Origin of the sequence: Peptoniphilus equinus (genome assembly GCF_027921445.1) — a bacterium.
In the GTDB taxonomy this organism is placed as follows: Bacteria; Bacillota; Clostridia; order Tissierellales; family Peptoniphilaceae; genus Peptoniphilus; species Peptoniphilus equinus.
In genome coordinates, this window is the sequence record NZ_CP115667.1 from 682,758 (window position 1) to 694,866 (window position 12,109).

Sequence of the window (12,109 nt, forward strand, 5' to 3'; positions counted from 1 at the left end):
ATGCTGCTGGAGCTTTATATTAAAAATTTTGCCATTATCCAAGATGTGCGTATTGAATTTGGAAAAGGTCTAAATATCCTCACGGGAGAGACCGGTACAGGGAAGTCTATCATTATTGATGCGCTTTCTGTCGTCTTAGGGGGACGGGCCAATAAGGATATGATTCGTAAAGGTGAGGAATTTGCTTACATTGAAGCTATCTTTACCTGCTACGAAAGCTTTGAAGAGATGGATATGGAGTTTCAGCCGGGTGAGCTGATTATTCTATCCAAGGAAATCAAGCGGGATCGTCCGGCCTTATCAAGAGTCAATGGACGCACCGTCAACAACGGTATCATAGAAACTCTTACGGGACGACTGATCGACATTTTTGCTCAGCATGAGTCTATGTCTCTCATGCAGAGCGGCAATCAGCGTGAGCTTCTAGACTCTTTTGCCGGAAGGGATCATCTCAAGGCGTTGGATGAGTTTGCGGCGGATTACAGCAAGCTTCGTGAGCTGCAAAAAGAGTTGGACAATCAAACCCAAGATCTCAGCAGCCGAGAACGGGAAATGGATCTGCTGTCATATCAGTTGGATGAAATCGACAATGCTAAACTTTCGCCTTATGACGATGAAGAATTGGAGCGGGATTTTAAACGTTTGAATCACGTGAAAGAACTGGCTGAAAATTTGGGACGTGTGATGGGTCAACTTAAGCAATTCGACGGCCCCAGTGTAGAAAGTGCCATGGATGATATCGTGGGCACTCTTTCAAAAATGGTACGCGTTGACGAAGGTTTGCAACCTCTATACACAGAGGGTGAAGAGCTGCGGGACGGGTTGAAGCGTTTAAGTTTTGAGCTGGAAGATTATTTCGATCATCTTGAGGCAGATCCTCAGCGCCTCCGAGAATTGGAAGATCGTTTGGATTTGGTTAACAGCTTAAAGAAGAAGTATGGCAATACCCTCGAGGCTATTGACGCCTTTTATGCCGAAACAAAAAAACGTCTGGACGATCTGGTAAACTATGATACTTATCGAAGGACGCTTGAGACTCAAATTCAAACTGCTGCAACGGATTTGAAAAAGCGTGCTGAGAGCATTTCCGAACGGAGAAAAGTTCAGGCGAGAGTTCTTGAGACGAACGTGGCGGAGGAGCTTCACCAGTTGGTGATTCGTGATGCGCAGTTTAAAGTGGACTTCAAAGATACGGAGCTGCGGGAGACGGGTGCGGACGAGATTACCTTCCTCATCAAGACGAATCGGGGTGAAGATTTTAAACCGCTTGCAAAAACGGCTTCAGGGGGTGAAATGAGTCGAATTATGTTGGGATTTAAGTCTATTTTGGCTCAAAAAGACAACATTCAGACTTTGATATTTGATGAAATCGACACCGGAATTAGCGGCGCAACCGCCGACGTGGTAGGCCGAAAGATAAAGAACCTGGCCAGGGAGCGACAAGTCATTGTCATTTCCCACTTGCAGCAGATTGTTGCCTATGCCGATCACCATTATCTCATTGAGAAGAAAACTACAGATCAAAGCACCATTTCAACAGTCATCAAACTTAACGAAGATGAGCGATTACATGAATTGGCGCGGCTTATTGGCGGAGAAACGATCACGCCACGTGCATTGGAAGCGGCCAGAGAACTGATTTTAAAAGGAGCAAGTAATGGATAATACGGAGCTTACGATAAAAACGGATAAAATTTATGACGGCAAGATCTTGAAACTCCGAGTCGACACAGTCGAACTTCCCAACGCAAAGTATTCTAAGCGTGAAATCATTGAACATCATCCTGCAGTCTGTGTCGTCGCACTGACTGATGATGATGAAATTCTTATGGTCTCTCAATATCGTAAACCTTTAGATAAAACATTGCTGGAAATTCCTGCAGGGGGCATTGAGTTGGACGAACTTCCAAAGGATGCTGCCGCCAGAGAACTTTTGGAAGAAACAGGTTATCGGGCCGATACTATGGAGTACCTCTGTGAATTTTATACCACACCGGGTTTTTGCACTGAAAAGATCCATGCCTTTTTTGCTACAAATTTAACGTTGGCAGCACAGGACTTGGATCATGACGAATTTATTGAAGTTGAAAAAATTCCATTTGATGACATTATAAAGCGTATAGGGCGATGTGAAATCAGTGACGGCAAGTCCATTGCAGCTGTACTCTACTACAACACGTTTAGGAGAAATCAATGATACAACATTCACAAGCAGTTAAAACGATACTTAAGCAAGTGTCCAACCCGCCGAAGATTGGCTTAATTTTAGGATCGGGGTTGGGTGATTTTGTTGAAGCCTTTGAAGATACCGTGGTTATTGATTACAAAGATATCCCGGGCTTTGGAACGTCTACTGTCAAAGGGCATGAAGGGCACTTGGTTTTCGGCACAGTTGGAGGAAAAAATGTCGTAGCGATGCAAGGTCGCATCCACTACTATGAAGGCAAAGGGATTGACAGCGTTGTGGCGCCAGTCAAAATACTTTGCGATCTAGGCATAGAAAAACTTATTGTTACCAATGCATGTGGTGCTGTAAATACCGATTTCAAACCGGGAGATCTCATGCTTATTCGTGATCACATTAATTTTTCAGGGCAGAATCCTCTCATCGGACCTAATGATGAAGCTATGGGGCCACGTTTTTTAGATATGACATATACTTATTCTAAACAGATGGGAGAGATTGCTAAGACCGTGGCCAAGGCTCAAGGTTTGACCTTACAAGAAGGGGTCTATATGTTTTTTACCGGTCCGACTTATGAAACGCCTGCCGAAGTACGCATGGCACGGATACTAGGTGCTGATGCCTGCGGCATGAGCACCGTGCCGGAAGTAATTGTAGCACGTCATCGTGGGGTGGAAATTCTCGGCATTTCTTGCTGTACCAATATGGCGGCGGGCATCTTGGATCAGCCGTTGGATCACAAGGAAGTCATTGCGGTTTCAGCGCAAATCAAAGACGATTTTAAAAAGCTGATCAGTGCCGTTATTGAAGAGGTGAAGTAAATGCACATGTATGACATTATCGAAAAAAAGAAAAACGGGGCAGTCCTGTCTACTGATGAAATCAATTTTGTGATTCAGGGATATACTGACGGTACTATTCCGGATTATCAAATGTCGGCACTGCTTATGGCTATCTGTCTTCAAAATATGACGGTAGAGGAGACCTTTGCTCTGACCAAAGCTATGATTGAATCCGGAGAGACCATCGACTTAAGTGGTATTGAAGGTGTGAAAGTGGACAAGCATTCGACCGGTGGCGTCGGGGATACGACTTCATTGGTGTTGGGCCCCCTCGTGGCAAGTTTAGGCGTCCCTTTTGCAAAAATGAGCGGTCGAGGCTTAGGCCATACCGGAGGGACTTTAGACAAACTGGAATCCATTCCCGGTCTTTGTATAGATATGTCGAAAGAGCAGTTTATTGACAACACGAATGCTATAAAAATTGCCATTTGCGGACAAACCGGTGAAGTGACACCGGCAGATAAAAAAATTTATGCTCTTAGAGATGCCACTGCAACGGTAAATCACAAGGGTTTGATTGCCAGTTCCATTATGAGTAAGAAGATAGCTGTGGGCGCGGATGCCTTGGTGTTGGATGTGAAAGTGGGCAGCGGTGCATTTATGAAGACGCTGGAGGCTGCGACCGAGCTTTCTCAACTTATGGTAGTTCTTGGAGAACAATTTAAACGTAAAACCGTTGCTGTGATTACCGATATGTCTGAACCGTTGGGCCGTGCCGTCGGCAACAGTGTAGAGGTTATTGAAGCCATCGATACGCTTCAAAACAAAGGACCGAAAGATTTAAAAGAGTTGGTGGTCGTCCTTGCTGAAAAACTTTTACTTCTGGCCGGAGCTTACGACAATCCTGAAGACGCGCGTCAAGGAATTGAAGGGGCATTGAGCGACGGTTCAGCCCTTTCGAAGTTCAAAGAAATGGTGGAACTTCAAGGCGGCGACGGCAGCTATCTGGATGACACCTCGAAATTTGAGCTGTCACCGGCTTTCGAACTGAAGAGTGATGCGGCAGGTTATGTGCAAAAAATTGACGCGTTAAAAGTGGGTGAAGTCGCAAAAAATTTAGGTGCCGGACGTGAAACGAAAGAGAGCATTTTAGATTTGGGAGCAGGCATTTATTTGCACAAGAAGATAGGTGATAGGGTGGAAATTGGTGACGTTTTGGCAACGCTCTATACTAAAAAAGATGATGTGGATACTGCGAAAGCAGACCTTCTTCAGGCTTATACCATTGGCACTGAGAAGCAGGATGGGTCGGCACTCATATTAAAAGTGGTTGATCATGTTGAGTAGTTTTTCAGTGTACGCTATTCGGGTCTTAGCACTTCTTTTTGCCATTATTCCCCACGAAGTGGCTCACGGTGTGGCGGCCTACCAATTCGGAGATACGACGGCAAAGCGTCAGGGCAGGCTGTCGTTTAATCCGTTAAACCACATTGATCCGTTAGGATTGTTGTTTATGGTAGTGTTTCATTTCGGTTGGGCTAAGGCAGTGCCTATTAATATCAACGCTTTTCGCAATCGTAGAGCCGGCCTTTTTGTCGTATCCGTTGCAGGGGTTGTAACCAATTTTATTCTGGGGTTGCTTGCCAGCATACTTTGGGTGAAGATGGGTGGACAAGGTTTATTGGGATGGTTTTTAGAAGAGGTGATGTGGTATAACACTATGCTCGGAGTATTTAACTTAGTGCCGTTGCCGCCTTTGGACGGGTCTAAGGTGCTGCTGTCTTTTTTACCTTATGAGAGTCAGGATTTTATCTTACAAAATGAACGCTACATTTACATTCTATTGGTTATCGGTGTGATGAGCGGATTTATTGGGCAACTTATTGCGCCGGTTATGGAAGCTGTTCTTACTGCTTTTATACAATTAGGTCTTTGGCTATGAGTGTCAATATCACTTTACAGGTTTACGACGGGCCCTACGAACTGCTCTTAGATTTGATAAAAAAAAATGAGTTGGATATTTATGACATTGAAATTAATGTTGTAACGGCTCAATTTTTAAACTATATTTATGCTGCAAAAGAATTGGACTTGGAATTGACTAGTGATTTTTTGGTAGTGGCAAGCACTTTAGTGGAGATTAAATCCAAAATGCTGCTTCCGAAAGCATCGGTGGAAGCGCAAGAGGAAGAAGAGGATCCGCGAAAAGAGCTGGTACAAAAGCTTATTGAATATGAAAATTTTAAAAAGACCGCTGAGCTTCTGCGTCAGCAGGAGAATTATGAACTGAGGTCGTTTCATAAGTTAAAAGAGGATTTTTCTTACTTGGATGATTTTAGTCTGCTTCAAGGTGTTTCAGTGGATGTATTGACGAAAACTTTTCAAAATATTTTAACACGCTATGAAAAGTCAACGGTGGAGCACCATATCGTCATGGATAAGTTTAATGTGAAATTGTGTATGGATGGCATTTATCATATGCTTAGAGTCAAAGAAAAATTTTTCTTTACGGAATTGCTCAGTTCATATGCGTTAAGAGAGGAAATTATTTCTTATTTTCTTGCGCTTTTAGAAATGTGTAAAAATCAGTTAATCACATTACAGCAAAATAGTACGTTAACAGATATATGGGTTGTGAGTAAAATGGAATGGAATCATGAATAAAAACGAAGTTATCGGTGCCATTGAAAGTATTTTGTTTGCATGGTCCGAACCCTGCTCGGTAAAGGAGCTCAAAGAAGCTTTAGGTGTGAGTGAAGCGGCCATATATGAAGCCGTTGGCGAGTTGGAACAGGCTTATGCTGAGCCGGGAAGGGGACTTAGGCTGACCGTTGCAGCGGACAAATTTAGTCTCTCCACAAAGCCGGATTATTTTGATGTGATCACTCACTTCGTCACGAAGAAAAATATTAAAAATCTTTCCAGTGCTTCCTTGGAAGTTCTTTCTATTGTCGCCTACAAGCAACCGATTACGAAAATTGAAATCGAGTCAATTCGCGGTGTCAAGTGTGACAGTACGCTTAAAAATTTAACAGAATTGGGCTTAATTGAAATTACGGGCAAGCTTAAACAAGTGGGGACACCCAATGTCTATGAAACTACGGAAAACTTCCTGATGAAGTTTGGACTGAAGTCCCTGGAGGAGTTGCCATTATTGGATAGCGACACTCAAGAAACCAATTTTTTGGAGGAATAATGCGATTACAAAAGTACATGGCTCACAGTGGCGCAGCATCTCGAAGAAAATCGGAGCTGCTTATCGAACAAGGCAGAGTTCGAATTAACGACACGGTTATCACGGATATGGGTGTGGATGTAGATCCGGACAAGGACAGAGTCTATTTAGATGGTAAGCGTCTCAAGCTGATCAAGAAACATAGCTATTATCTTTTAAATAAACCCATGGGTGTGGTATCTACAGTTTCAGATGAAAAAAAACGTCCAACTGTGGTCGATCTTATCGATACGGAGGATCGTATCTATCCTGTTGGACGATTGGATATTGATACAACCGGTCTTATACTGTTAACGGATGATGGTGCGTTTACTAACAAAGTTACCCATCCTTCCAACACCATTGTGAAAACTTATATAGCTACAGTAGAAGGGACTCCCAACAAGGTGGAGTTGGATATGTTGCGCAAGGGGATTCGCGTGGGACAGGTGAAATTTGCGCCGGCGAAGGTAAAAATTCTCAAGCGATTTGAAGCTGACAGCATCATTGAAGTGAACGTGGTGGAAGGTAAAAATCATGAAGTGAAGATTATGTTTGAAAAAATTGGCCATCCTGTAAAGAAATTGAAGCGCATCGCCATCGGCAATATCCAGTTGGGGGATTTAGGGATCGGCAATTATCGTGCACTCACAGACGATGAAGTGAAGGAACTGATGGCCCGATGAAAGTGGCAACGAACTACTTGGATGTGACCTCGGATGTCATCAATGCAGCGAACTTAAAAGGTACCATTTGTGTGGATGCGACTTGTGGACGAGGCGGTGACAGTTTGCGCATTTTGAAGCAGGGGGCAGCCTTTTTATATGGCTGTGATGTTCAGGAAGCTGCGATTTGTGATACAAAGGGTCGTCTTGAAGAGGCAGGTTTTTCAAACTTTAAGCTTTTTCAACTCTCTCATGAGAATGTTTTTGAATTCATCGGTCAACCTGTCGATTTTGTCATTTATAATTTAGGCTATTTGCCGGGAAGTGATAAGACTATCATCACTAAGGGTGATTCTACTGTAGCCTCCCTTGCTTCAGCGTTAAAATTTTTAAGACCTCAAGGCATGATTTTAGTGGTAAGTTATGTCGGTCATCCCGGTTCTTTCGAAGAACGCGCCCAGCTCGAATACTATTTAAAACATCTTGATCAAAAGCACTATGCTGTGGAAGCAATTGAATTTTTTAATGAACGTCACAACCCGCCCAAAGTTTTTAAAATTGGAGTAAGATCATGAATATTGCAGTTGTTGGCGGTGGCGCCGCAGGGATGATGGCCGCTTCCGTAGCGCAAGGCCATGTGACGCTTTTCGAAAAAAATGAACGGCTGGGTAAAAAAGTTTTTATCAGCGGTAAGGGGCGTTGCAATATCACGACCTCTAAAGATGTGGCCGAGTTCTTCGACAATGTGGTTACCAATGAAAAATTTCTGTATTCAGCTCTGTATGCATTGCCGCCGGATAAAACTGCTGAACTTTTTGAACATGCCGGCGTAGCGCTTAAAGTTGAGCGGGGGGATCGGATATTTCCAAAGTCGGATAAGTCCTCGGATATTATTAAGGCTTATGAAAAGCGACTGCGGGATAATCATGTGGCTTTGAAACTCAACACACCGGTCAAGACTATTGAGAAGTACGGCGATACATTTTATGTCAACGGTCAAGCGTTTGAACGTGTCATCATTGCAACGGGTGGTCTGAGTTATCAAAGTACGGGAAGCACCGGTGACGGTTACCTTTTTGCCAAGGCTTTAGGGCACACAATTGTTGAAACGGTTCCTGCACTGGTCCCTATTCTCTTAAAAGATTCTGTGAAAGCGCTTCAAGGTTTGTCGTTGAAAAATGTTGAGCTCACAGCCTATGAAAATCGTCGTGAAATTTATCGTGCGTTTGGAGAAATGGTGTTTACCGATTGCGGCATCTCCGGACCTATTGTGCTTTCCACTTCAAGTTATATCAATCGCAGAAAAAATATCACTTTAACTCTGGATTTGAAACCGGCCTTGGACCGCGAGACTTTGGATCGGCGGTTGCTTCGGGATTTTGAGGCGGGGAAAAATAAAGATTTAACTAATGCGCTGAGTCGGTTGCTTTTAAAGAGCCTGATTGACCCTATTCTTCATGCGGCGCAATTGGATGGACGCAAGAAAGTTCATGATATCACTAAAGCTGAACGCGACAACCTTGTTAGAATCATCAAAGCATGGCCACTCCACTATGACGGCCTTATGAACATCAATGCAGGGATTGTTACCGGTGGAGGTGTGTGTGTCAAGGACATTGATCCGTCTACAATGGCGTCGAAGTTAGTGCAAGGCCTCTACTTTGCAGGCGAAGTGATGGATGTGGACGGTCTCACTGGTGGATTTAATCTACAGATTGCAAATTCAACAGGATATCTTGCGGGAATAAGCGCGGGACGTGTTAAAGGATAACCACATCTTACAAAATAGTCCTTGTTATATGCGAAACATTTCAGTATAATGAGATGGTAAGAAGTGTATCTTTAGGGTTTTTGTTGAAATATAATACATTTAGAGATCACTGTCATGCAGTGATTTTTTAATTGGAGGGAACATGTATCGAGTAGCTATTGATGGGCCAAGCGGCAGTGGTAAGAGCACAATTGCACGAGAGCTGTCCAAGCGGTTACAGATTACCTATGTGGATACCGGTGCGATGTATCGCGCTTTCGCTCTGGAGGCAAATAATACCGGTAAGTCTGTCGATGAGCTTATTGCAACAATAGATATTGACTACCATGATGATACCGTGTTTCTTAACGGCAAAGCCATTAACCAGGAGATACGTTCTGAAGTCATTTCAAAAATGGCATCACAAATTTCAAAAGATCCTAAGGTCAGGGCTTTTCTGGTAGAACTTCAACAACGCATTGCAGAAAAACGCAGCGTGGTTATGGAGGGACGGGATATCACAACAGTAGTCCTACCTGAGGCGGAATACAAATTTTTCTTGGACAGCGATGTCCATGTCCGAGCTAAACGGCGCTATGAACAACTAATAGCAAATGGCGAATCGGCTGATTTGGAGCAGGTATATGACAATCTTGTCAAGCGGGATAACAACGATAGAAATCGCGAGCATTCTCCATTAACAATAGCTGAAGATGCCGTATACATTGACTCTACCTTGATGGATTTGGAGACCACCGTCACGACGATATTAAGTCATATCCACGAGGCGTAACGTGTATAAATTTTTGCAAGCAGTGCTTAGAATCTACTTTCAGATACGCCATCGAGTCACTGTTGTGGGTATGGAGACCTTGCCAAATGAGCCTTTTATGGTGTGTGCCAACCATCTTTCTAACTGGGACCCACTCTTCATCACCGCTTTCTTTCCCGGCACGATTGCTTGGATGGCGAAAGAAGAGCTTTTTCACAATCCCATTTTAGATTGGCTCTTACACAGACTTCATGCATTTCCGGTAGATCGACAAGGTGCCGATGTTAAGGCTATCAAAACGGCGTTAAAGGTTTTAAAAGGGGGCGGTGTTTTAGGGATTTTCCCTGAAGGAACCCGCGTCCGTCAACCGGACATTCGTGCAGGCAAATCAGGCGTAGCTGTCATTGCACACAAGGCAAAAGTTCCCATTGTGCCGATGACTATTGAGGGTAACTACAAAGGCTTCGGGATTATAGTGCTTAGAGTTCATCCTTGTGTGAATTTGCCGGAAGATAAGCGATTGAGTGCTGAAACGTATCAAGATATTACCAGACACGTCATGGCACAAATTTATGGAGTGGATGACAATTAAAGTTTTAGTAGCGGAGCATGCCGGATTTTGCGGCGGTGTCAAACGTGCAGTGACCATGGCTATGGAAGCTGCAGGTCCCGGAGTTTACAGCTTTGGTGATTTGGTACACAACGACTTGGTGAATAGTGCTTTAGCGGATCGTGGTGTACAGTCTTTAGGAACAGAATCTGTGACAGACAGTCGGATCATTATTCGCAGTCATGGCATTCACCGCAAACAGCGCGAGCAATTTATTGCGGATCATAATACCATAGTCGACTGCGTATGTCCGAAAGTAAGTAAAATTTACGACATTGTCGCGGCACATTATACCCAGGGCTACCAAATTATTATTTTTGGTGATGCCGATCATCCTGAGGTCCAAAGCATTAATTCTTATGCCGATGATCAAGGGATTATCATTGGTGGGGATATGGACGTATCACGTGTGGTGTTACAAAAATCGATCTTGGTATCTCAGACGACCAACATCGAAGAAAAATTTGAAATCCTAGCAAATTTGTTAAAAAAGATTTTAAATGACGACATTTTAGTTTATAATACTATCTGTAGTGCAACTCGCTTGCGGCAACTTGCGACAGCGGAGCTTGCCAAGCAGGTGGATGTTATGCTTGTACTTGGAGGTAAAAAAAGTTCCAATACCAGGAAACTTTACGATATTGCGTCCAAGTATTGTGACACAGTATATTTATTAGAGTCAATTGATGACTTTAAGTTTAATATAAAAAATTTTGTAAAAATAGGTATTACCGCTGGCGCATCCACGCCGAGTTCGGTAATCGAGGAGGCTGTTAGTAGAATGGAAAAATTTGACAACAATGAAATGATGGAGGCAATTGAAAACTCTTTTAAGCGTATTAGAAGAGGCGAAGTTGTAGAAGGGGAAGTCCTTTTTGTAAACGACAGTGAAGTCATGGTTAACATCGGTTACAGAAGCGACGGGATCATCTCTCGTGAAGAACTTTCTAACGATCCTGATGTAAAACCGGAAGATCTTTTTAAACCCGGCGACTCTATCAATGTTTTCATTATGAAAATGGATGATGGCGATGGCAACGTAGTGCTTTCCTACAAACGCGTAGAAAGCCTAAAAGTTTGGGATGAAGTAGAAGCACTTTTCAATAACAAAGAGAATGTAACTGTTACGGTGAAATCTGTAGTTAAAGGTGGACTAACAGCTGACCTTAAAGGACTGAATGCTTTTATCCCTGCTTCTCATGCTTCAGTACGTTTCCAACGTGATCTTTCCAAGTATGTAGGACAAGAATTTGTCTGCGAAATTATCGATTTTGATAAATTTAAGAGAAAGATAGTTCTTTCACGTAAAAACGTGGAAGCTGTTGAACAAGAAACGAAACGTAAAGAAGTTTACGAAAATCTTCATGAAGGTGATGTCATTACCGGTACTGTTCAACGTTTGACCAATTTTGGTGCATTCGTTGATGTGGGAGGCGTTGACGGTCTGATTCATATTTCCGAACTTTCTTGGAACCGTGTAAAACACCCATCTGATGTGGTTGAACCTGGTCAAGAAGTTGAAGTTGAAGTTTTGAGCTTAGATGAAGAAAAGAACCGCATTGCACTCGGTCTGAAACAAACCACTAAAAAACCATGGGATGTTTTTAAAGAAACAGCAGGTATTGGTGATGTCGTTGAAGGTAAAGTTGTTAATATTTTAGACTTCGGTGCTTTTGTTCGCTTAGATTCCGGTGTGGACGGCTTACTTCACGTATCTCAAATCTCTAAAGAACATGTGGAAAAACCATCCGATAAACTTGCTATTGGCGATGCTGTGACCGTTAAGATTACAGATATCGACGAAGAAAATAAGAAGATTTCACTCTCTATCAAAGCGTTAACGGAAGATTCCGAACCGGAAGAGGCTAAAGAAGAGGTTAAACCTGTGGTTCAAGATAAACCGCGCAAACCTCGTAAAAAGCCGCAACCAAAAGTGGAATACACTGAAGCTACAGAAGAGTCCAACATCAATACCGGCCTCGCAGATTTACTTGGCGGTTTAAAGCTGGATGATATGGATGATACAGAAGAATCCACTGAAGAATAATTGAAAACAAAAGTGCAAGGGAGACCTCTCTTGCACTTTTTTTATATGCTCACACGGACTATGATATAATAAAGGCCGGAGGGA

The 12,109-nt window shown here is 43.1% G+C and carries 13 protein-coding genes; all 13 read left to right on the top strand.

The annotated features are described in order from the left end of the window. Window positions 1–1,665 (top strand): DNA repair protein RecN, encoded by a 1,665-nt coding sequence (gene recN / locus O6R05_RS03360; RefSeq protein ID WP_271192122.1) that lies wholly within the window; start codon window positions 1–3, stop codon window positions 1,663–1,665. After that, entirely contained in the window at window positions 1,658–2,197 is a 540-nt protein-coding gene (locus tag O6R05_RS03365) for an NUDIX hydrolase (protein WP_271192123.1), read from the top strand. The genes recN and O6R05_RS03365 overlap by 8 nt, the downstream gene beginning before the upstream one ends. After that, a complete protein-coding gene (locus tag O6R05_RS03370; RefSeq protein ID WP_271192124.1) occupies window positions 2,194–3,006 on the top strand; it encodes a purine-nucleoside phosphorylase in 813 nt (270 codons plus the stop codon). The genes O6R05_RS03365 and O6R05_RS03370 overlap by 4 nt, the downstream gene beginning before the upstream one ends. After that, window positions 3,007–4,314, top strand: a complete 1,308-nt coding sequence (locus tag O6R05_RS03375; RefSeq protein ID WP_271192125.1) for a pyrimidine-nucleoside phosphorylase — start codon at window positions 3,007–3,009, stop codon at window positions 4,312–4,314. After that, window positions 4,304–4,909: a site-2 protease family protein gene (locus tag O6R05_RS03380; protein WP_271192126.1), complete on the top strand. Its 606-nt coding sequence runs from the start codon at window positions 4,304–4,306 to the stop codon at window positions 4,907–4,909. The genes O6R05_RS03375 and O6R05_RS03380 overlap by 11 nt, the downstream gene beginning before the upstream one ends. Continuing rightward, window positions 4,906–5,631: a segregation and condensation protein A gene (locus tag O6R05_RS03385; protein WP_271192127.1), complete on the top strand. Its 726-nt coding sequence runs from the start codon at window positions 4,906–4,908 to the stop codon at window positions 5,629–5,631. The genes O6R05_RS03380 and O6R05_RS03385 overlap by 4 nt, the downstream gene beginning before the upstream one ends. Continuing rightward, a complete protein-coding gene (gene scpB, locus O6R05_RS03390; protein ID WP_271192128.1) occupies window positions 5,624–6,163 on the top strand; it encodes an SMC-Scp complex subunit ScpB in 540 nt (179 codons plus the stop codon). Before O6R05_RS03385 ends, scpB begins: the two co-directional genes overlap by 8 nt. Next, complete coding sequence (locus O6R05_RS03395) at window positions 6,163–6,867, top strand: pseudouridine synthase (protein ID WP_271192129.1); 705 nt, start codon at window positions 6,163–6,165, stop codon at window positions 6,865–6,867. The genes scpB and O6R05_RS03395 overlap by 1 nt, the downstream gene beginning before the upstream one ends. After that, complete coding sequence (locus tag O6R05_RS03400) at window positions 6,864–7,421, top strand: tRNA (mnm(5)s(2)U34)-methyltransferase (RefSeq protein ID WP_271192130.1); 558 nt, start codon at window positions 6,864–6,866, stop codon at window positions 7,419–7,421. Before O6R05_RS03395 ends, O6R05_RS03400 begins: the two co-directional genes overlap by 4 nt. Continuing rightward, the gene (locus O6R05_RS03405; RefSeq protein ID WP_271192131.1) at window positions 7,418–8,617 is read left to right on the top strand and encodes a BaiN/RdsA family NAD(P)/FAD-dependent oxidoreductase; all 1,200 of its coding nucleotides are present in this window, start codon (window positions 7,418–7,420) and stop codon (window positions 8,615–8,617) included. The genes O6R05_RS03400 and O6R05_RS03405 overlap by 4 nt, the downstream gene beginning before the upstream one ends. Before the next feature lie 142 nt (window positions 8,618–8,759). Then, window positions 8,760–9,389 carry a (d)CMP kinase gene (gene cmk / locus O6R05_RS03410; RefSeq protein WP_271192132.1) on the top strand — a complete coding sequence of 210 codons (630 nt, stop codon included), beginning with the start codon at window positions 8,760–8,762 and terminating at the stop codon, window positions 9,387–9,389. A gap of 1 nt (window position 9,390) precedes the next feature. Beyond that, window positions 9,391–9,960, top strand: a complete 570-nt coding sequence (locus O6R05_RS03415; RefSeq protein ID WP_271192133.1) for a lysophospholipid acyltransferase family protein — start codon at window positions 9,391–9,393, stop codon at window positions 9,958–9,960. After that, window positions 9,941–12,025: a bifunctional 4-hydroxy-3-methylbut-2-enyl diphosphate reductase/30S ribosomal protein S1 gene (locus O6R05_RS03420; RefSeq protein ID WP_271192134.1), complete on the top strand. Its 2,085-nt coding sequence runs from the start codon at window positions 9,941–9,943 to the stop codon at window positions 12,023–12,025. The genes O6R05_RS03415 and O6R05_RS03420 overlap by 20 nt, the downstream gene beginning before the upstream one ends. Window positions 12,026–12,109 lie beyond the last annotated feature (84 nt).